The organism is Rickettsia parkeri, from assembly GCF_051427245.1.
Lineage (GTDB): Bacteria > Pseudomonadota > Alphaproteobacteria > Rickettsiales > Rickettsiaceae > Rickettsia > Rickettsia rickettsii.
In genome coordinates, this window is the sequence record NZ_CP195774.1 from 674,387 (window position 1) to 695,039 (window position 20,653).

The window sequence follows — 20,653 nt, forward strand, 5'->3', positions numbered from 1 at the left end:
TTTTTTAATCCATTATAATTTTATATTACGAGTAGCAGCAGGAAGGCGTACTTTTATGCCGTCTAATTCTTCGGTTAAAATAATTTGACATCCCAATCTAGAAGTATCGGTAAGACCAAAGGCTAAGTCAAGCATATCTTCCTCTGCTTCCGTAGGTTTTTTTAATTTGTTGTAAAATTCTTCTTCTAAAATAACGTGACAAGTAGCACAAGCAAGCGATCCTTCACAAGCTCCCTCAAGGTCTAGATCGTTACTATGGGCAATTTCTAAAATAGAAAGCCCTATCGGTGCTTCTACTGTTTTTTCTTCTCCATCATTTATAATAAATGTTACTTTTATTTTTCCTGACATTCTTCTTATTTTTCCTTATCTAAATTAGTTCGATTATATATAATATATTATATATAACTGAGGCTATTTAATTTGATTGATATTTTTGCCTTTTAGCAAATCATTAATTATTATATTAAACTTTGTATCTATAGATTTTTTTATTTTGGATTTAAACTCTTTAATAGAATTATTAATTAAGATCCAATCTCTAGCGTGTACGGCTGCTTTTATATTATCTAATAAAGAATTAATTATAGATATCTCACTTTCCGATGATAAAGTTGTTAATTCCGCTATAGCACGTTCTATGCTAAAGATTAAAGCCTCTGCTTCAATTACTGCTTCTTGTAATAATCTTGTAGTATAATCTATTTTAGCATTTTTATACGCGTTTTCTAACATAATATCAATCTCCGTTTTATCAATACCGTGATTTGGCTTTACTTCTATAGCATGTGATGTATTGCTGATTTTCTCATAAGCAGAAACGGATAATATACCGTCTGCGTCAATAGAAAAAGTAACTTCGGCTCTAATACATCCTGCTTTCATAGGAGGAAGTCCCTTTAACTCAAATCGGGCTAAACTGCGGCAATCGGCAGCCATTTCACGTTCACCTTGTAATATATGAAATTGTATACCGGTTTGATTATCGACATAAGTCGTAAATTCTTTTACGACCGAAATAGGAATCGGAGTATTATGCATGATGATTTTTTCAACTATACCGCCATATAATTCCATACCCAGCGATAAAGGTGCTACATCAATCAATAATGAATTTGTATGGGGTGCTATTAAATTTTCTGCTTGTAATGCAGCCCCCCATACAACTGCTTTATCAGGATCGATATCTGATAGAATATCTATTTTAAATGCTTTATATAATTCGTCTTTTATTAAAGGAATGCGGGTTGCACCCCCTACTAAAATAACTCCGTCTATATTTGGATTTCCTGCTTGTTCTAAACACTCTTGAGCTATATTGATAGTACGTTCTACTAAGGGTAAAATTAATTGCTCTAATGTTTGCTTATTAATTGATACATTATCATTATTAAAACTATCTTTATATGTTAAAGTTTCTTTTGCTTTTTTTGCAAGTTGTAAAGTATCTATAGAATTAGGTAAATCAAATTTATTGCAAAGATATTGTGTAATTACTACATCTATATCGTTGCCACCAAGCATATTATCGCCGTTTGTTGCTATAACTTGAAAAATACCTTCTTGTATATTAAGAATAGATACGTCAAAAGTACCGCCGCCTAGGTCATATACTAAATAACAGCCTTTTTGATTTTTGTTTAAGCCGTAAGCATAGGCAGCTGCAGTAGGTTCGGCAATTAGCCTTAATACTTCAAAACCTGCTATTTTAGCCGCAAGCATTACTTCGCCTCTTGCTGCATCGTTAAAATGTGCAGGTACTGTTATTACTGCTTTAGTTAGATTAGTCTTTAATTGTTCTTCTGCTTGATTTTTTAGGTAAATAAAAATTTCTGCTGCAATTTCAGGGATTCTCAGTTGTTTATTTGCAAAATTTAGCTTAAGCTCACTACTATTTACATCTAGATAATCTTTAACTAACGAAAAAAGTGCCGGAGTATTTAGAATTTCTTTTAATGTTTTACCGAATAGTCTTTTAATAGAACGCAGTCCTTTATTATTACCTATAGTAAAATTGTTACTTGTAAAATCTATAGTAGTTGGGATTAATTCTTTATCATCTATAGATTTAATAACTTTAACTTGTCTATTAGCTGCAATAGCTATTAATGAGTTAGTAGTGCCAAAATCGATACCGACTGCTATTTGCCGTTCTTGCTTAAAATCAGCTTGCTCCGGTTCCCTAATTTCTATTATTTGCATGATTTTATTTTTTCTTGCAGTTTATGCAGCAATGTCCCAATATATTTAAGCTTGCTAGTTTTTATAGTTGCGTCTGATAGATTTTGTTCTTCAAAAGCTTGTTTTAAAGAATCAATTTCAAGCTTTTTCATTAATTCATATTTGTCTTTTATTTTTTCTAAATCACTAAATAAGATAGTATTTTCGATTATTTCCATTTCATCCCAGAATATGCTTAATTCTAGAGGCGAAAGTAAACTACGTGTTTTTTCGTCATTCAAATTTATATTTTGCAAAAGCAGCATATATTCAGCACGCTTTAAGGCATCTTTAAGAGTAGAGTAAGCGTTATTTAATTCAGCCGCAGTAATTAGATTTTGTTCCTTTTCCTGCAAAGTTTTTGCTTTATCGGGATGATATTTTACCTGCATAGCAAAATATTGCTTTTCTAATATCTTTAAATTAATATTATACTCTTGCGGAAGTCCTAATAATTGAAAATAATTTTGCACTTTTCCTTTTTTGTAATTCTAAACTGCTCTATCATATATCAAAAATTAAAAAAATACAATTATGGAAGTAGATCTATTACATTTTGAAAAAAAATATCATAACTGTATTGTAGCAGGTATAGATGAAGCAGGTAGAGGACCGCTTGCAGGTCCGGTAGTAGCAAGTGCCGTTATAGTAGATAACGCCAATATTATAACGGGAATTAAAGATTCTAAAAAGCTTTCCAAAAAGAAAAGAGAATTACTATATGAACAAATCACTAGTAATTATGTTTGGGCAACTGCTATTATTTCTCATACCGAAATTGATGATATTAATATATTAGAGGCAACTAAAAAAGCTTGTTCTATTGCTGTAGCAAATCTTAGCCTTGAGCCAGAAATAGTGTTAGTTGACGGTAATATGCAGTTTAAGGATGAAAGATTTGTCAGTATAATTAACGGTGATAATTTATCATTATCGATTGCTGCTGCTTCTATTGTTGCAAAAGTTACTAGGGATCGTTTGATGCTAGACTTAAGTGCTGAATTTCCCCAATATTTATGGCACAAAAATTCCGGCTATGGTACCAAAGAACATATCGAAGCTATTAATATACATGGCTTATCACCGTATCATCGTAGGAGTTTTAGGTGTTGTTAATGGTATTGCCCGTGTGGACACTGAATAGTCATTGCGAGCAGCCATAGGCTGCGTGGCAATCTCATGAAATAATAACAAACTCCTGAGATTGTCAAAACTTACAGTTTTGCCTTGCAATGACGATGACGATTTTGGTATCCACAACGCACACCATTAACTCAACTCGAGTGCCGCCTCTTCTAGAGTTTTTAGCTGATCACGAAGTTTTACGGCTTGTTCAAATTCAAGATTACTTGCGGCTTTAAGCATTTCTTTCTTTAATTTATCAATATGGGTTTTTAGCTTAGCAGGATTATCAAATAAAGTATGAGCTTGTTTTTTATCAAGCTTACTATCGATTTTCTCAAATTCTGCTAAAGCGTGAATAGCACGGTTGATGGTTTTTGGAATTATGCCGTGTTTTTCATTATATTCTTGCTGAATTTGCCTTCTACGCAACGTTTCACTAACGGCTTTATCGATAGATTTAGTCATTTTATCGGCATAAAGTATAACTCTACCCGCGCTATTTCTTGCAGCTCTTCCTATTGTTTGTATTAACGATACTTCCGACCGCAAAAACCCCTCTTTGTCTGCATCAAGTATAGCAACTAAGCCGCATTCAGGGATGTCAAGCCCCTCCCTTAATAGATTAATACCGACTAAAACATCAATAGTACCTTGTCTTAAATCTCGTAAAATCTCTATACGTTCTAGAGTATGAACGTTAGAATGTAAATAAGAAGTTTTATATTTTAGCTCCTGTAAATAGGCGGTTAAATCTTCTGCCATTTTTTGAGTTAAGGTGGTGACTAGAACACGAAAACCTTGAGCGATAGTGGTTTGAATTTCGCTAATTAAATCCTCAACTTGGTTAGTAGCGGGTTTGATAATACATTCAGGATCAAGCAGCCCAGTAGGTCTGATAATCAATTCTACAACCGTGCCGCCGGTTTCTTCTAACTCGAACGGTCCTGGAGTTGCAGATACAAACACAGTTTGTGGTCTAAATTTGTCCCATTCTTCAAATTTTAAAGGTCTGTTATCAAGTGCAGAGGGTAGACGAAACCCATGCTCTACCAAAACTTTTTTCCTTGCTCGATCGCCGTTATACATCGCTCTAATTTGCGGTACGGATACATGGCTTTCATCAACAAATAATAATGCATCTTCTGGTAGGTATTCGAATAATGTAGGAGGCGGCTCACCGGCATTACGTCCTGTGAAAAAGCGAGAGTAGTTTTCAACGCCTTTACAGCTGCCGGTTTCCGTTAACATTTCAAGATCATATTGAGTACGTTGATTTAGCCTTTGAGTTTCAAGTGGTTTGTTTTGTGACTTTAAAAACTCTAAGCGTTTTTGTAATTCTTCTTCAATACCTGATATGGCATTATTGACCGTTTCTTGAGGCATCACAAAATGTGAATTACCAAAAACCATAGCTTTATCGAGCTTAGCAAGTTTTTCACCTGTTAGGGGATCAAATTCATGGATATATTCGAGTTCATTACCGAAAAACGATAAACGCCAAGCTTTATCGCTGTAATGTGAGGGGAAAATATCGATGTTGTCGCCTTTAACTCTAAAACAGCCACGCTCAAATCCGATATCGTTACGCTCATATTGTAGATTTATCAAATTGTTTAGTAGCTGATCACGAGGGTAGCTTTGACCAGGCTCTAGATTAACCATCATTTGGTAATATAAATCGGGAGAGCCAAGGCCGTAAATACAGGAAACGGAAGAAACTACTATAACGTCACGACGCTCTAATAGTGATCTTGTAGCGGCATGACGCATTAAATCAATTTGTTCGTTAATTGATGAGTCTTTTTCTATAAAAGTATCGGTGCGTGCTATATAAGCTTCGGGCTGGTAATAATCATAATATGAGACAAAGTATTCAACGGCATTCTTTGGAAAAAGCGATTTCATCTCTGAATAGATTTGGGCAGCTAAAGTTTTATTATGAGCCATAATAAGAGTAGGACGATTAGTTCTCTCTATAATATTTGCCATAGTAAAGGTTTTGCCTGATCCCGTAATACCAAGCAACATTTGTGAGCGTTTTTTGCTACTTAACCCTGCTATAATTTCATCTATTGCTTTTGGTTGATCGCCTGCCGGTTTATATTCTGAGATAATAGAAAAATTATTCATGCATTTTTACTTGCTTTAAAAACTATAGTTTAAGATAATATATTAAAATCTCACAAAAAAATATAATATTATGAATAAAGCTATATTACACACAATTATTGTTTATACTCTCGCTAGTTGTCCTTATTGTATAAAAGCTAAAGCATTGCTTGATGAGAAAAATGTTGCTTATGAGGAAATTGAAGTAAGTAATTTTACTCAGGAAGAGAAAGAAAAATTTATTAAGAAATCCGGTGGAAAAAAGACCGTCCCGCAGATATTTATAGATAATATGCATGTTGGCGGTTGTGATGCTCTGTTTGATCTTGAAAAAGAGGGAAGGTTAGATAAGCTGTTAGAAAATCAGCCAAAGACGACTTCACCTGCTGCCGGAGCGTAATTAATAAAAACGTCATTGCAAGGAAATTACGAAGTAATTGACGAAGCAATCTAAGGAGTTTGTTATTATTTTATGAGATTGCCACGCTCCTACGGTCGCTCGCAATGACGATTTAGTATCCACGCGAGCAATGCCCGCTTGCAATGATGCTGAAAACTACCAAAACTTTAAAATGTTCAAAAATAAAACTCGCAAAAATTCATTCTCTCTACTTCTGCCGTATTTATGGTCGAAGGATTTTGATATACGCCTGCGTATTGTTACCTCTCTTAATTTGTCTAGTCATAGCTAAAGTAATAAATATTTTCGTTCCTATTGTTTATAAATATATAATAAATGTGCTAAATAAAAACTTTGCTCTTTCGGTTATGATCGGGATTATTGTTGCATATGGCGGAACAAAAATACTTGTTCAACAGTGAATTACGAAATATCATTTTTTCAAAAGTAGGGCATCAAGCAACTCGCTTAGTTGCTCTAAATGTCTTTAAGTACATGCTTTAAGTATGCGTTTTCACATTACTAGAAACACAGGGGGCTTAAGTAGGTCAATAGAGCGTGGTACTAAAGGTATTGAAGTGGTACTGCGGTATTCGTTATTTAATATTTTTCCGACAAGCGTAGAAATTATATTAGTAAGCGGGATGTTATGGTATGTTTACAGTATTTGGTTTGCCGTAACTATTTTAATAACAATGATAGTTTATGTTGGTTATATTTGCCTAATCAGTATTTGGCGTATTTCTTTTGCAAGGGAAATAAACCAAAGCGATACACCGCCAATAATAGAGCAATCGATAGTTTACTGAATTTTGAGACCGTTAAATATTTCGGTAATGAAGAATATGAGGCGATAAAGTTTAATGAGGTTTTACAAACTTATGAAAAATCAGCTACTAAAACTACTAACAGCATATCGATTTTAAATATCGGGCAGGATGTTATAATATCCTTAGGGCTTGTTAGCCTTATGATACTTTCAGCAAATGCTATTAACCAAAATAAAATGACCGTCGGCGATTTAATAATGGTTAATACTTATCTATTTCAGCTATCAATTCTGCTTTCAATACTTGGCTTTGCTTATAGAGAAATTAAAAACGCTCTAGTTAGTATGGAAGATATGTTTAAGCTGCTTGATATACCTGTAGAAGTAGAGGATGCTTTGAACGCTAAGGAGCTAATTATCTTAAAAGGTGCGGTTAGTTTCGATAATGTTAGCTTTGCTTATAATCAGGCACGTCTGATTTTACATAATATAAGTTTTACGATCAAGAGCGGTAAAACTTTAGCAGTAGTCGGTAGTAGCGGGGCAGGGAAATCGACGATATCACGCTTGCTTTTTAGGTTTTACAATATTAATAGCGGCAATATTACTATTGATGGTCAGGATATAAGAGAAGTCACGCAACAATCGCTGCGTAAATCTATTGGAATTGTCCCACAGGATACGGTACTGTTTAACGATACGCGATATATTACAACATCGCATACGGTAATAATGCAGCAAGCTACGATGAAGTTATAGCAGCCTCAAAAAATGCTCATATTCATGAGTTTATTAGCACGTTACCTGAAGGGTATGAGACGCAGGTAGGCGAGAGAGGCTTAAAGCTTTCGGGCGGTGAGAAACAGCGTATTGCAATTGCAAGAACCATCTTAAAAAATCCAGCAATATATGTTTTTGATGAGGCAACAAGTTCGCTTGATACTAAAGCCGAAAAGCTAATTCAAGCACGCCTTAAAGAGATCTCGGCTCACCATACTACCCTTATCATTGCCCATAGACTCTCAACTATTATCGATGCAGATGAGATTATCGTTTTAGATAACGGTTATATAGTTGAGCGGGGCAACCATAAAACCTTGCTACAGCACAAAGGCTATTATGCCGAACTTTGGTATAAATAGCAAGAAGAGGAACATTCTTAAAATTTATCATTATATCAACTACAAGCTTTGTTAAGTGGTTTGGTAAAACCAGCTCGATGTCATTCCCGCGGAGGTGTTGTTGCGTGGATATCAAGTCGTCATTGCGAGCGAACGTTAGTGAGCGTGCAATCTCAGGAATTCTTCTCAAGATTGCTGCGTCAAATTACTATGTAATTTTCCTCGCAATGACAAAAAAACTGATCCACGCAGGAATGACATGGATAGCTAATTGATATTTCAAAAAATTGGCTAAAATCTCTTGCAAGAATAGCGGTGACGTTATTCCGGGGTTTCAAAGCCTCTATCCTAAGCGGTATTATCAGCCGTATAAATGGTATAATCCTCGACTTCATGGTCGGGGGATAGTAGCTATGTACAAGGTTTAAAGTGTAAGCTTTAAACCTAAAAGCTATTATAATTGTTCTGTGACGGTTCTTTGAATGTCCCAACCACCCGAAGTTAAAATCTTCGGTGGTTAAAACTTGAGCAATTTAAGTGTAATCACGGGAGCAACTACATGTTCAACAAAAATAATAAATTATTATCTAAAATATTACCGTTCTCTAAGAAAAATAAAGATTTAGAAAAACTAAGATCTAAGTTTAAACAAAGGTTAGCAGAACAGGTAACGGTAGATGAGATAACAAAAATAGAGCAGCGTTCATTATATTTAGAAAGTATAAAATAATTCTAATATATAATAAAGTTTGTTAACTTTTACGATTATGTTATTGCATAGAAACGGTTGATGTCGTCATTGTAAGTGACTAAAGGCCTTGTTGTATGGTTCGTTTATTTCATTTCCACGCAAGCGGGAATCCAGTAAAAAATGATAAAACAAAGAAAATTACATAAAAATTTAGTATATAATTTGCTTAAAAAACTAGATTCCTGCTTTCGCAGGAATGACATCGGCATCCGCGCAACAATGTCCCGCAGCAATGACATCGGTAACTTAGAAATAATGCCACGATTATAAATACAAGCAATCCTTGAAAGAAATTTATTATGTCTCTATTATTAAATATAATTCATTAAATTTAAGGCTAAGTAATCGTGACTGATAAATCTTCTTCTAATTTAGTACCGGTAAATATCGAAGATGAGATGAAAGTATCTTATCTTGATTATGCTATGAGCGTTATAGTAAGTAGAGCTATACCGGATGTTCGGGACGGCTTAAAGCCGGTACATCGCCGAATTATCTATTCCATGCATGAAGCCGGTAATCATGCTAGTAAACCTTATAGAAAATCCGCTAGAATAGTCGGTGACGTGATGGGTAAATACCATCCGCACGGCGATAGTGCTATTTACGATGCGTTAGTACGTATGGCACAAGATTTTTCCTTGCGTTTACCGCTTGTAGACGGGCAGGGTAATTTCGGTTCGATGGATGGTGATGCGGCGGCAGCAATGAGATATACCGAATCTCGAATGGCCAAAGTTTCGTATAAGCTCGTAGAGGATATCGATAAAGAGACTGTCAGCTTTAACCCTAATTACGATGGTTCTGAAGAAGAGCCTTCCGTACTTCCTGCAATGTTTCCCAATTTATTGGTGAACGGTAGCGGAGGCATTGCGGTCGGTATGGCAACTAATATCCCGCCTCATAATCTTGGTGAGGTTATCGATGCGTGCTGTTTATATATAGATAATAACGATATAGAAATATTAGATTTACTGGAAGTTGTTAAAGGACCGGATTTTCCTACAGGTTCAATGATTTTAGGCATTAGCGGTATTAGATCGGCATATCTTACCGGTAGAGGGAGTATCATTATGCGAGGTCGAGCCGAGATTGAGAATATCGGTAATAGCCGTCAAGCAATTATTATTACCGAAATACCGTATATGGTAAATAAGGCAAGGCTCGTTGAGAAAATCGCTGAAATGGTTAAGGAAAAGCGTATAGAAGGTATAAGTGATTTACGTGATGAATCGAATAAAAACGGTGTAAGGATTTTTATTGAGTTAAAGAAAGACGTAGTTGCTGAAGTAGTCTTAAATCAAATATACGCATGTACGCAGCTACAAACTAGCTTCGGTGTTATTATGCTTGCTCTTAAAGACGGGCTACCGAAAGTGATGAATTTGAAAGAAGTAATTGCAGCTTTCGTTAGTTTTAGGGAAGTAGTAATTACTAACCGTACTATATATTTACTCAATAAAGCAAGAGATAGAGCTCATATTTTACTAGGACTAACTATTGCCGTTAGTAATATCGATGAAATAATACGTATTATTAAAGCTTCAAATGACCCGAATGCAGCTAAACAAGAATTAATGGCTCGTCAGTGGGAAGCATTAAATATCCTACCTCTTGTAAAGTTGGTTGATGATAAAGCAATGTTAAACGAGCAGGGTAAATGTAACTTTACCGAAGTGCAAGCTAAGGCAATCTTAGAAATGAGATTGCAACGCCTGACCGCTATGGAGAAAAACAAGCTTGAAGAGGATTTAAAGAACCTCATTACGGAAATCACCGAATATCTTAATATACTTGGCTCTCGTACAAGGTTACTTGAAATTTTAAAGGAAGAGCTCATTAAAGTTAAAGAAGAATTTGCGACTCCTCGTCTTACTTCAATTGAATTCGGCGAATTTGATCAAGATATAGAAGATTTAATTCAGCGTGAAGAAATGGTTGTAACCGTAACGCTTGGCGGGTATATCAAGCGTGTACCTCTAAGTAGCTATCGTGCGCAAAAACGTGGCGGTAAAGGAAGATCAGGGCTTTCAATGCGTGATGAAGATATTACCACGCAAGTTTTTGTCGGTAGTACCCATACTCCTATGTTGTTCTTCTCAAATATCGGTCAGGTTTATAGTTTAAAACTGTATAAACTGCCTTTAAGTAATCCGCAGGGTAAGGGTAGACCGATGGTTAATATATTACCGCTGAAAGCAAATGAGCATATTACGAATATTATGCCGCTACCTGAAAATCAGGATGAGAGGGATAATTTAAACATTATGTTCGCAACTGCCAAAGGTAATATCAGAAGAAGCGATTTATTAGATTTCAAAAAGCTTCAGTCGAATGGTAAAATTGCTATTAGGCTTGATGAGGACGATAAATTAATAGACGTAAAACCATGTAAAGAAGACGAGCATATTTTACTTGCTACCAAAGCCGGTAAAGCTTTAAGATTCCCTGTTGAATCGCTGCGTGTTATTAAGAGCCGTACTTCTGATGGGGTACGAGGTATGAAGCTTGCCAAAGAGGATTCTGTAATTTCTATGACTGTGCTTAAAGGTATTAGTAGTACAAAAGAGGATAGAGATGCTTATTTATCCGTGCCGTGGGAGCAGAGATTAGAGATTGCTAAAGGTGAGGAGTTTAATCCTGAAGAACTTGGCGTAAGCTTAACTGCCCCGGCTATTGTAGAAATGGCAAATTCCGAAGAATTCATTTTAACCGTAACTGAGAACGGTTTTGGTAAGAGAAGCTCAGCTTATGGCTATAGAATTACTGACCGTGGCGGTAGCGGTATAATCAATATGGATATTAACGACAAAACTGGTTTAGTCGTCGGTGTTATGCCGGTTAAAATGGATGATGAGTTAATGCTGATTACCAATAGCGGTAAGTTAATTCGCTGTAAACTTGAGTCAGTACGTATTACGGGACGTAACACTAGCGGCGTAATCCTATTTAAGCTAGATGATGGTGAAAAAGTCGTGTCTGTCTCTTTAATTGCTGAAACTGCTGAAAGTGAAGAAGATAGTGAGTTAGAGGAAGAGGGATTAGAGCAATCTGAAGAGGTGTAAGGGCTGAGGCGTTGTTATTCCCGCATAGCTCTTAAAAAGCTCTCGATGTCATTCTTGCGAAAGCATTTTGCATAGATACCTAAGTCGTCATTGCGAGGAGGTATTGTTGCGTGGACCGGTAAAACCCACTGTGTCACCCCGTGGTCAAGCCACGGGATGACAGAGGTGAAATTGCTTCACGCAACAATGCCTTGCGAGCAGCCATAGGCTAACGTGGCAATCTCATGAAATAATAAAACTCCTGAGATTGCGGACGTACAAATTACTTTGTAATTTTCCTCGCAATGACGTTAATTTATTAATTGATCTGCTTTTAGTTAACAATACCCCCCCAAAAGAACTTCTAGAAAAGTATTGCAACACTAATTTTTCTCTCTATAATAAAATTAATATGCAAATATTAACTTTCCAGTCTTTTTTTACTACTATAGCCGGTCTAAGCCGGTAACAATAGCTCTATATCTTTCTTTTAATTATATTCATCTATTTAAATTAACTAATTATTAGGTAAGTTTTATGTTGCGTAAAATGCCACTTATTTTAATGGCTATTAATAGCTATCATATTGTTAAACCCACTAATGAGTTTAGAAGTACAAAGGTTATTGTATTCAATAAGTCTATCTATTTCTATAATTGGATTATTTCTGCCTTTAATTATTTTTGGTTTACTTTTTAAATCTGTTGTAATGCTAGCCAAAGGATGCAACACGTATAGTTTTCTTAATATTATTACTAGTATGTGGGTCTAATGTTTGTTCTACCTTCATAAGTTATTATGTAGGTAATACATATATCAATTCGCTTTATCAATGATCTCTCCTATAGAAAATGATAGTTTAAAGCCTTTATGGTTGCTTAATTTTCCTAATATTATTTCTAATGATAAAATCGTATTTAGTAGTATTATCTTAGGCTTTATTTCCTCAAAATTGTGTGCTGAAGTTGCAATTGGATTGGCTTGTAAGCTAGAAGCATTTGTTGCAAAAATATTGTGATTGTTGATCTATATAATGCCCTTATTTATAATGGGCTTTATCGTAAAACTACAGTTTGATGAAGTATTAGATATAATTATTAAAGATTATATGTTCATTTTTGTGACGATCGTATTTGCTCAGTTTGGTTATATCTTTCTTGCTTATTTTATTTTAAGTAACTGTCGAGTTAAGGAATGCATAGCTAGCCTTAGTAATATGATGCCAGCGTCTATAAGTGGATTTAGTGCAATGTCTAGTGTTATTAAGTATGCCACTTAGTATAAAATAGGAGCGGAAAATAATACAAATAATAAAGCACTCGCTCGTACCGTTGACCAATAACAGTCAATATTCATCTTGTTGGCGATTGTTTTGCCATATCGATTTTGGCTTATGCTATACTAAAAAGTTATGGATTAGCTGAACCTACTTTATTTAATTATTTTACTTTTTATTTTGTATTGGCAAAATTTTCAGTAGCAGCTATACCAGGTGGTAGAATTATTGTAATGCTCCCTATACTTGAACAATATCTAGGTTTTAATACTAATATGATGTCTCTGATTACAGCTCTTTATATCTTATTTGATCCTGTGATCACTTGTGCTAATGTTTTAGGAAATGGTGCTTTTGTTAAACTGATAGATAATATATATAGTGTAACTCAGAAAGCTTAATTTAAGCAAGTCATGTTCCACCGTGAGCATTAATAAATATTTTAGCAATAGGACGAGGTTTCTCAAAATACTCTAGGTTCTTGCGTGCAGAAAATTAAATTATTTGTATTTTTAGATATTTTTGAGCAAAAATTAATAAGAACGCAAGAGCCTAATATCTCTTTTGCTTTTAAAGTAATTGTTGAATTATCTATATTTGATAAATTAGATATGTGTGTGTTCCTTGAATTATTATTTTTTACGAAGAATTAGTGAATTTTTTAATCAAATCTCAAATATTATATAATTGATTTAAAAGAGAAAAAGCATATAATCTTTGTGTGGAAAGTGATATATTGGTAATAAATTATGATGTGGTTATTAATTGCAATTGGTTTAACCGTTGCGGTTCTTATTATAGGGGTAGTATCGATGGCTATCGAAGGAAAGTTTGATAAGAAATTTAGTTCAAAGTTAATGACTTTAAGGGTTTTTTTTCAGGCAGTTGCTATATTTTTATTGATTATAATGTATTTTTATAAAGTTAATTTATAAATGTCTGAAAATAACTCAAAAGCTACTTAATCGATTTCTCTAATTTCTTTACGTAATTCTTCCCATTTGTCTAAAATTTCTTCTAATGTAACTTCTTCGACTTTTTTTTCTCCATCTTCAAAGTCCTTTAAATCTCTAATTAGTTTCTCTAGCTTTAATAATGAAATTTTTTTTTCATTATACTGATCGCTACAATGTTCTTCGAGTTGTTCGGCAATTTCTTCAATATCATCCCAATGCATTATTATTCCTCCTTAATTTTATGCAAGCCTTATTTATTAACATGTTATCTGATATTTGCTATTATTTTTTACTAAATATTATTAATTCGACAAATTATTGCAAATAGGTGAGTTTATTATGCAACTATTGCCGGAATTAGGCAGGTTTGCTTTCTTTACATTTTGGTGATTTTATAGTATATTAAAATTAAATATTAAGATTTAATTATGTCAATATTACCGATAGTAATGGCACCTGATGAAAGATTAAAGCAGAAATCTCAGCCGGTTTTAGAGTTTACCGATCAAACACGAAAATTTATGGATGATATGCTTAAAACTATGTACCATGAAGATGGTGCAGGGCTTGCAGCAGTACAAGTAGGGGTATTGAAACGTATTTTAGTAATTGATATACAAGATCATGATTCGGTAGCAAGACCAAAAGATTTTTATCCGCTTTTTATAGTGAATCCTGAAATAATAGAAAAAGCAGAAGAGCTAGTTACGGCTAACGAAGGTTGTATCTCATTACCGGAGCAACGTATTGAGGTGGCAAGACCGGAATCTATAAAGATTAGGTATTTAGACTATCATGGTAAATCGCAAGAGCTTAAAGCAAATGATTGGCTTGCAAGAGTTATCCAGCATGAGTATGATCATTTAGAAGGTAAGCTTATGATTGATTATTTAAGTAATTTAAAACGAGATGTAGTACTTCGTAAGCTTAAGAAACTCAAAAATAATATAGTGTGAAAGTAATCTTTATGGGAACGCCTGAATTCGCTGTTCCCGCTCTTAAAAAACTTATAACTCATCACGAAGTTAAAGCTGTTTTTACACAGCAACCTAAAGCTAAGGGCAGAGGACTTAACTTAGCTAAATCTCCAATACATCAATTAGCATTTGAGCATCAAATTCCTGTTTATACTCCTTCTACTCTTCGTAATGATGAAATAATAAATCTAATTAATAAAGTTAATGCTGATATTATAGTTGTTATTGCCTATGGTTTTATTGTGCCGAAAGCTATATTAGAAGCTAAGAAATACGGCTGTCTTAATATCCATCCATCCGATTTGCCTCGTCACAGAGGAGCGGCTCCTCTGCAGCGTACTATTATAGAGGGTGACCGGAAAAGTAGTGTATGTATTATGCGTATGGATACAGGGCTTGATACAGGTGATATATTGATGAAAGAAGATTTTGATTTAGAAGAAAGAATAATATTGGAAGAACTGCATAACAAATGTGCAAATCTCGGAGCGGAGTTATTAATTAAAACACTTGCAAATATCGATAATATAGTACCAATAACACAGCCAAGTGACGGCGTTACGTATGCTCATAAATTAACTAAAGAAGAAGGAAAAATTAATTGGCATGAATCCGCATATAAAATAGATTGTAAAATAAGGGGCATGAATCCTTGGCCCGGAGCATATTTTAGTTATAATGATAAAATAATTAAAATCCTTGAAGCAGAATATTTAAATGCGGATCATCACTTTACTTCCGGTACCGTTATTAGCGATAAGCTGGAAATAGCTTGTGGAAGCGGTATATTACGAGTGAAAAAACTTCAGCAAGAGAGTAAAAAAGCTTTGAATATAGAAGAATTTTTACGTGGTACAAATATTTTAAAAGATACAGTATTAAAATAAGAGTATTATTATGGGTAAAGATAAAAAAGAAGTTAGGTTTAATGATAATTGAGACGTTAAGGAGTTTACCTCAAAGTTTGAAAAGAATAGTGATATTTATTCTTTAAAAAGGAAAGTAATTAATATAGTAGATGATGAAGTAGAGGATCAAACTAAGCTACTTACGGAAACTCAATTTCTTGTGAAAAAAACTCCACATGGTAAAACATCTCAATATGAAATTAGCGGCTTTATTAACAAAGCCGGCGCACATATAAACGATCCAAAGCAAATAAAAGAAATTTCAAAATTATACGCTCATGCCGTATTTGCTGATTTACAGAAAAATATTTTAGGTAAATTTGATAAGAACGGTAATTTAAGTATAACTAAAGATTTTGCAATTGATGAAAATCCAGTCTTTAGAAAAGACGGTAAATTATTATGGGTTAAAACTCAAAGCGGTTTGATAAATAGAGAAGGAGAAATGACAGCAGTAAATCATATTTTACAAAAAGGCAGATTTTTGTTTGAAGATTTAGGCGGTAAGGTAGATACAAAATTAGGGACCACAAATCTAAACAAAAAGCCGACAAAGCCTATTTTAAAAAGAGGTTAAAATAACTTTAAGCCCTCTCATAAGAAATAAAATTAAAATTATTTGAAATTAGTGTTTGACAAGCTTTAAAAATATAGATATAAAACTATCACGCAAAGTTTGAAACGTAAAACTTTGTAGCTGTTTAAAAAGTTGATAAAGCTAAAAACTAAATACACCGCGATAATAAAAATTTATATCGTGAGTAGATGCTGAAAATAAGAAAAATAATTGTGAAATTAATTCTGTATGCATTGTGTAATCTCAAGTTAAAAGCATAAGTAAATATAATAAGAGCATTTGGTGGATGCCTTGGCACTAGAAGGCGATGAAGGACGTAATACGCTGCGATAAGCTTCGGGGAGTTGCGAATAAACTTTGATCCGAAGATTTCCGAATAGGGGAACCTACCTAATTTATTAGGTATTGTATAGTGAATACATAGCTATATGAGGCAAACCCAGCGAACTGAAATATCTAAGTAGCTGGAGGAAAGGACATCAACCGAGACTCCGTTAGTAGTGACGAGCGAACGCGGATCAGGCCAGTGGCTTCAAAAAAATAACTAAAACAACATGGAAAGGTTGACCATAGAGGGTGATAGTCCCGTATAGGTAAAAAGTTTGAAGTCCTTGAGTAAGGCGGGACACGTGAAATCCTGTTTGAACATAGGGGGACCACCCTCTAAGCCTAAGTACTCTCTAGTGACCGATAGTGAACAAGTACCGTGAGGGAAAGGTGAAAAGTACCCCGACAAGGGGAGTGAAATAGTATCTGAAACCAAATGCTTACAAGCAGTCGGAGCAAGCGTATTTATATGTCTTGTGACGGCGTACCTTTTGTATAATGGGTCAGCGACTTAGTTTATCTAGCAAGCTTAAGCCGTTAGGTGTAGGCGTAGCGAAAGCGAGTCTGAATAGGGCGTTTAGTTAGATGAATTAGACCCGAAACCGGGTGATCTAGCCATGGCCAGGTTGAAAGCGGAGTAAAATCCACTGAAGGACCGAACCCACTACTGTTGAAAAAGTAGGGGATGAGCTGTGGTTAGGGGTGAAAGGCCAATCAAACTCGGATATAGCTGGTTCTCCGCGAAATCTATTTAGGTAGAGCGTTATAGCGATTACCATCGAAGGTAGAGCACTGAATGAGCTAGGGGGTCCCACAGACTTACCAAACTCAATCAAACTCCGAATGTCGATGAGTACAGCATAGCAGACAGACTATGGGTGCTAAGGTCCATAGTCGAGAGGGAAAAAGCCCAGACCGCCATCTAAGGTCCCTAAATCATGACTAAGTGTTAAAGGATGTGAGAAGACCAAAACAACTAGGATGTTGGCTTAGAAGCAGCCATCATTTAAAGAAAGCGTAATAGCTCACTAGTCTAAATAAGTTTTCTTGCGCCAACAATGTAACGGGGCTCAAGTCATGTACCGAAGATGCGGGTTTATGCATTTGGCATAAATGGTAGCGGAGCGTTCCGTAAGCCTGCGAAGGTGAACCGTGAGGTTTGCTGGAGGTATCGGAAGTGAGAATGCTGACATAAGTAGCGATAAAGAATGTGAGAAACATTCTCGCCGAAAGTCCAAGGGTTCTTGCGTAAAGTTAATCTGCGCAAGGTTAGTCGGCCCCTAAGATGAGGCTGAAAGGCGTAATCGATGGGAATCAGGTTAATATTCCTGAACCTGAAGGATGTGACGAAAATAGTAAATTGTACAGTCTTATTGGATTGATTGTGCGGTGAATATTTTCCAGGAAATAACACCTTTATTATAGACCGTACCCGAAACCGACACAGGTGGACAGGTAGAGTATACCAAGGCGCTTGAGAGAACGATGCTGAAGGAACTAGGCAAATTGCATCTGTAACTTCGGAAGAAAGATGACCTGTATATGGGCAACCATGTGCAGGTGGCACAAGCTAGGGGGTAGCGACTGTTTATTAAAAACACAGGGCTCTGCAAAGTCAATAGACGATGTATAGGGTCTGACGCCTGCCCAGTGCTGGAAGATTAAAAGGAGGGGTGCAAGCTCTGAATTGAAGTCCCAGTGAACGGCGGCCGTAACTATGACGGTCCTAAGGTAGCGAAATTCCTTGTCGGGTAAGTTCCGACCCGCACGAATGGCGTAACGATTTCCCCACTGTCTCCAGTATCGACTCAGCGAAATTGAATTCTCCGTGAAGATGCGGAGTTCCCGCGGTCAGACGGAAAGACCCCGTGAACCTTTACTATAGCTTTGCACTGGTGTTAGGAATCAGATGTGCAGGATAGGTGGGAGACTACGAAGCGAAGGCGTCAGCCTTTGTGGAGTCACCCTTGAGATACCACCCTTTTGGTGCTTGACATCTAACCGAGATCCTTGAATCAGGATCCGAGACAATGCATGGTGGGTAGTTTGACTGGGGCGGTCGCCTCCCAAAGAGTAACGGAGGCGCGCGATGGTTAGCTCAGGTTGGTCGGAAATCAACTTTTAGAGTGCAATGGCATAAGCTAGCCTGACTGCGAGTCTGACAAGACGAGCAGAGACGAAAGTCGGTCATAGTGATCCGGTGGTCCCGAGTGGAAGGGCCATCGCTCAACGAATAAAAGGTACTCCGGGGATAACAGGCTGATGATTTCCAAGCGTCCATAGCGACGAAATCGTTTGGCACCTCGATGTCGGCTCATCACATCCTGGGGCTGGAGAAGGTCCCAAGGGTTCGGCTGTTCGCCGATTAAAGTGGTACGTGAGCTGGGTTTAGAACGTCGTGAGACAGTTCGGTCCCTATCTGCCGTGGGTGTAGGAAGTTTGAGAGGATCTGCCTTTAGTACGAGAGGACCGAGGTGGACGTACCCCTGGTGGACCAGTTGTCGTGCCAACGGCACAGCTGGGTAGCTAAGTACGGAAGGGATAACTGCTGAATGCATCTAAGCAGGAAACCCACCTCAAAACTAGACTTCCCCATTAGAGCCGTGGAAGACCACCACGTTGATAGGTCGGATGTGGAAGCACAGTAATGTGTGTAGCTAACCGATACTAATAGCTCGATTGATTTACTTTGCTGTGAGATTACATATGCATATAGTGTTAATGCTATAAGAGTGTAGTATCTACTCACAAGTTATCAGGTTAAATAGTTTTATCAACTAATAAAAATGTTATTGCATAACTAATTTTATACTGTAGCCCTGCCACGATATCCAGCGAAAATGATTTTGCTGAGTATCGTATAAAAGTTAAGATATGATGTTGAGAATTTTTTTGAGTCGTGCAACAACATTAACAGCAAACTATAATACAAATCTATCTTTTTAAAAGTTTGTATTGCTAGCTTGGTGGTTATAGCATGAGTGAAACACACGATCCCATCCCGAACTCGAATGTGAAACCTCATAGCGCTAATGGTACTATGTCATAAGGCATGGGAGAGTAAGTCGCTGCCAAGCTTGCAATGCAAATTGTTAATTACCTTTCTTTCTCTTTATGAGAATATTTTATATTCATAATTTTTACCTTTCTCTATATTAGTAATGCTTACGTATTAAAGAATAAACATCAATTTATTTTAGAGTTACCAAACGTCACAGTAATTAATGAAGGTGGAATTTTAACTCAAGAAGGTTATATTCTACAAGATACTCAAACAAGCTTAGGTGATCAACATCGTTTATTAAAAAAACGAGATATTAATACTGAAAATCCTTTATATTTTAATGGAAAATTAGCAGTAATTTTATCTTTTGGTTCTGAAAATTGGTATCATTGGCTGCTACAAATTTTGCCTAGATTAATTATATTAAAAGAATCAGCTCTTGAATATGATCGTATCTATATTAATAATTTAAAATATTCATGGCAAATTAAGTCATTAGAAATAGTATTAAATTATTTAAATATACCGGAAGATAAGCTTTTTGTAGTAAATAGTGACTGTATAATTCAAGCTACTAGACTAATTGTTCCATCTGTACCGTTTATTCCGGTAAAAGGTACACCTTTGCCTTTATGGTTAAAAAAAGATTTAAGAAATATTTTTATTAAAGATAATAGTAAAGTATACTATACGATAAAATATATATTTCTCGTAAATACGCTTCTACCCGAAAAATAGTTAATGAAGAGGAATTAATAGAAAAAATTGAGAGATCCGGTTTGAAAGTAATATATCTAGAGCTATCCTTCCCGTATGAACAGGCTCGGCTTTTTAATAAAGCAAAAATAATAGTTGGATCGCACGGATCAGGATTTGCTAACTTTATTTTTGCGGCTCCAAAATGCAAATTAGTAGAGATTGATCACGGTACAACTTCCTCTAGAAGTTTTTATAAAAGAATGGCAAATTATATGTCATGCGATTATTATCCTTTTTATGTAGATCATCAGACAACAGAAGAGCATTTAGAAGACGATATAAAGATCAATATTGATGAATTTATTAAGTTTCTTAGAGGTCATCTGTAAA

The 20,653-nt window shown here is 35.6% G+C and carries 19 protein-coding genes, 2 rRNA genes and 2 pseudogenes; 16 read left to right on the plus strand and 7 right to left on the minus strand.

The features are described from left to right. Positions 1–12 precede the first annotated feature (12 nt). The 3 genes from ACSFFC_RS03800 to hscB all read right to left on the minus strand — a co-directional run bounded on the left by ACSFFC_RS03800 (position 13) and on the right by hscB (position 2,693). Positions 13–351 carry a ferredoxin family 2Fe-2S iron-sulfur cluster binding protein gene (locus tag ACSFFC_RS03800; RefSeq protein ID WP_004996492.1) on the minus strand — a complete coding sequence of 113 codons (339 nt, stop codon included), beginning with the start codon at positions 349–351 and terminating at the stop codon, positions 13–15. A gap of 63 nt (positions 352–414) precedes the next feature. After that, positions 415–2,202, minus strand: a complete 1,788-nt coding sequence (gene hscA, locus ACSFFC_RS03805; protein WP_014410435.1) for a Fe-S protein assembly chaperone HscA — start codon at positions 2,200–2,202, stop codon at positions 415–417. Then, entirely contained in the window at positions 2,193–2,693 is a 501-nt protein-coding gene (gene hscB / locus ACSFFC_RS03810) for a Fe-S protein assembly co-chaperone HscB (RefSeq protein ID WP_004996487.1), read from the minus strand. Before hscB ends, hscA begins: the two co-directional genes overlap by 10 nt. Before the next feature lie 61 nt (positions 2,694–2,754). Between hscB and rnhB the strand changes: the two genes are divergently transcribed. Further along, entirely contained in the window at positions 2,755–3,336 is a 582-nt protein-coding gene (rnhB, locus tag ACSFFC_RS03815) for a ribonuclease HII (protein WP_010976924.1), read from the plus strand. Positions 3,337–3,489: 153 nt separating this feature from the next. Here rnhB and uvrB read toward each other — a convergent pair whose 3' ends face one another. Beyond that, a complete protein-coding gene (gene uvrB / locus ACSFFC_RS03820) occupies positions 3,490–5,475 on the minus strand; it encodes an excinuclease ABC subunit UvrB (protein ID WP_014410436.1) in 1,986 nt (661 codons plus the stop codon). A 70-nt stretch (positions 5,476–5,545) separates the two neighbouring features. On the opposite strand from uvrB, the gene grxC reads away from it, so the two are divergent. Both grxC and ACSFFC_RS03830 read left to right on the plus strand, forming a co-directional pair. Next, positions 5,546–5,854 carry a glutaredoxin 3 gene (gene grxC / locus ACSFFC_RS03825; protein ID WP_010976927.1) on the plus strand — a complete coding sequence of 103 codons (309 nt, stop codon included), beginning with the start codon at positions 5,546–5,548 and terminating at the stop codon, positions 5,852–5,854. 172 nt (positions 5,855–6,026) lie between these two features. Further along, positions 6,027–7,765 (plus strand): annotated as a pseudogene (locus ACSFFC_RS03830) (ABCB family ABC transporter ATP-binding protein/permease). Here ACSFFC_RS03830 and ACSFFC_RS03835 read toward each other — a convergent pair. Beyond that, positions 7,671–7,934: a DNA gyrase subunit A gene (locus tag ACSFFC_RS03835; RefSeq protein WP_499217196.1), complete on the minus strand. Its 264-nt coding sequence runs from the start codon at positions 7,932–7,934 to the stop codon at positions 7,671–7,673. The pseudogene ACSFFC_RS03830 and the gene ACSFFC_RS03835 sit on opposite strands and share 95 nt — an antisense overlap. 369 nt (positions 7,935–8,303) lie before the next feature. Here ACSFFC_RS03835 and ACSFFC_RS03840 point away from each other — a divergent pair, with 369 nt between their 5' ends. Both ACSFFC_RS03840 and gyrA read left to right on the plus strand, forming a co-directional pair. After that, complete coding sequence (locus tag ACSFFC_RS03840; RefSeq protein WP_014410439.1) at positions 8,304–8,474, plus strand: hypothetical protein; 171 nt, start codon at positions 8,304–8,306, stop codon at positions 8,472–8,474. Between the two features lie 368 nt (positions 8,475–8,842). After that, positions 8,843–11,560, plus strand: coding sequence for a DNA topoisomerase (ATP-hydrolyzing) subunit A (gene gyrA / locus ACSFFC_RS03845; RefSeq protein ID WP_014410440.1), 2,718 nt, complete (start codon positions 8,843–8,845; stop codon positions 11,558–11,560). Between the two features lie 503 nt (positions 11,561–12,063). Here gyrA and ACSFFC_RS03850 read toward each other — a convergent pair. Next, positions 12,064–12,329 (minus strand): annotated as a pseudogene (locus ACSFFC_RS03850) (hypothetical protein). Between the two features lie 42 nt (positions 12,330–12,371). Here ACSFFC_RS03850 and ACSFFC_RS03855 point away from each other — a divergent pair. From ACSFFC_RS03855 to ACSFFC_RS03870, 4 genes are all read left to right on the plus strand, one after another. Continuing rightward, positions 12,372–12,557 carry a hypothetical protein gene (locus tag ACSFFC_RS03855; RefSeq protein ID WP_045798656.1) on the plus strand — a complete coding sequence of 62 codons (186 nt, stop codon included), beginning with the start codon at positions 12,372–12,374 and terminating at the stop codon, positions 12,555–12,557. A 368-nt stretch (positions 12,558–12,925) separates the two neighbouring features. Beyond that, a complete protein-coding gene (locus ACSFFC_RS03860; protein WP_010976935.1) occupies positions 12,926–13,216 on the plus strand; it encodes a cation:dicarboxylate symporter family transporter in 291 nt (96 codons plus the stop codon). Between the two features lie 84 nt (positions 13,217–13,300). Beyond that, a complete protein-coding gene (locus ACSFFC_RS03865; RefSeq protein WP_014410442.1) occupies positions 13,301–13,468 on the plus strand; it encodes a hypothetical protein in 168 nt (55 codons plus the stop codon). A 96-nt stretch (positions 13,469–13,564) separates the two neighbouring features. Continuing rightward, on the plus strand, positions 13,565–13,750 hold the full coding sequence (locus ACSFFC_RS03870; RefSeq protein ID WP_010976936.1) for a twin transmembrane helix small protein: 186 nt from the start codon (positions 13,565–13,567) through the stop codon (positions 13,748–13,750). Between the two features lie 26 nt (positions 13,751–13,776). On the opposite strand, the gene iscX is transcribed toward ACSFFC_RS03870, so the two are convergent. Then, entirely contained in the window at positions 13,777–13,992 is a 216-nt protein-coding gene (gene iscX, locus ACSFFC_RS03875; protein ID WP_014410443.1) for a Fe-S cluster assembly protein IscX, read from the minus strand. Positions 13,993–14,199: 207 nt separating this feature from the next. Between iscX and def the strand changes: the two genes are divergently transcribed. From def to ACSFFC_RS03910, 7 genes are all read left to right on the plus strand, one after another. After that, positions 14,200–14,727 (plus strand): peptide deformylase, encoded by a 528-nt coding sequence (gene def / locus ACSFFC_RS03880; protein ID WP_014410444.1) that lies wholly within the window; start codon positions 14,200–14,202, stop codon positions 14,725–14,727. After that, positions 14,724–15,635, plus strand: coding sequence for a methionyl-tRNA formyltransferase (gene fmt, locus ACSFFC_RS03885; RefSeq protein WP_014410445.1), 912 nt, complete (start codon positions 14,724–14,726; stop codon positions 15,633–15,635). The genes def and fmt overlap by 4 nt, the downstream gene beginning before the upstream one ends. A gap of 181 nt (positions 15,636–15,816) precedes the next feature. After that, positions 15,817–16,233, plus strand: coding sequence for a hypothetical protein (locus ACSFFC_RS03890; protein ID WP_014410446.1), 417 nt, complete (start codon positions 15,817–15,819; stop codon positions 16,231–16,233). A gap of 258 nt (positions 16,234–16,491) precedes the next feature. Continuing rightward, positions 16,492–19,252, plus strand: a 23S ribosomal RNA gene (locus ACSFFC_RS03895). Between the two features lie 270 nt (positions 19,253–19,522). Next, positions 19,523–19,637, plus strand: a 5S ribosomal RNA gene (gene rrf / locus ACSFFC_RS03900). Between the two features lie 332 nt (positions 19,638–19,969). Beyond that, positions 19,970–20,302, plus strand: a complete 333-nt coding sequence (locus tag ACSFFC_RS03905; protein WP_231282975.1) for a glycosyltransferase family 61 protein — start codon at positions 19,970–19,972, stop codon at positions 20,300–20,302. After that, the gene (locus tag ACSFFC_RS03910) at positions 20,299–20,652 is read left to right on the plus strand and encodes a glycosyltransferase 61 family protein (RefSeq protein ID WP_331270837.1); all 354 of its coding nucleotides are present in this window, start codon (positions 20,299–20,301) and stop codon (positions 20,650–20,652) included. Before ACSFFC_RS03905 ends, ACSFFC_RS03910 begins: the two co-directional genes overlap by 4 nt. Position 20,653 lies beyond the last annotated feature (1 nt).

Coding starts and splice junctions, on each gene's coding strand:
- ACSFFC_RS03800 (WP_004996492.1), bottom strand. CDS start 351: ATGTCAGGAAAAATAAAAGTAACATTTATTATAAATGATGGAGAAGAA.
- hscA (WP_014410435.1), bottom strand. CDS start 2,202: ATGCAAATAATAGAAATTAGGGAACCGGAGCAAGCTGATTTTAAGCAA.
- rnhB (WP_010976924.1), top strand. CDS start 2,755: ATGGAAGTAGATCTATTACATTTTGAAAAAAAATATCATAACTGTATT.
- uvrB (WP_014410436.1), bottom strand. CDS start 5,475: ATGAATAATTTTTCTATTATCTCAGAATATAAACCGGCAGGCGATCAA.
- grxC (WP_010976927.1), top strand. CDS start 5,546: ATGAATAAAGCTATATTACACACAATTATTGTTTATACTCTCGCTAGT.
- ACSFFC_RS03840 (WP_014410439.1), top strand. CDS start 8,304: ATGTTCAACAAAAATAATAAATTATTATCTAAAATATTACCGTTCTCT.
- ACSFFC_RS03855 (WP_045798656.1), top strand. CDS start 12,372: ATGATCTCTCCTATAGAAAATGATAGTTTAAAGCCTTTATGGTTGCTT.
- ACSFFC_RS03870 (WP_010976936.1), top strand. CDS start 13,565: ATGATGTGGTTATTAATTGCAATTGGTTTAACCGTTGCGGTTCTTATT.
- iscX (WP_014410443.1), bottom strand. CDS start 13,992: ATGCATTGGGATGATATTGAAGAAATTGCCGAACAACTCGAAGAACAT.
- def (WP_014410444.1), top strand. CDS start 14,200: ATGTCAATATTACCGATAGTAATGGCACCTGATGAAAGATTAAAGCAG.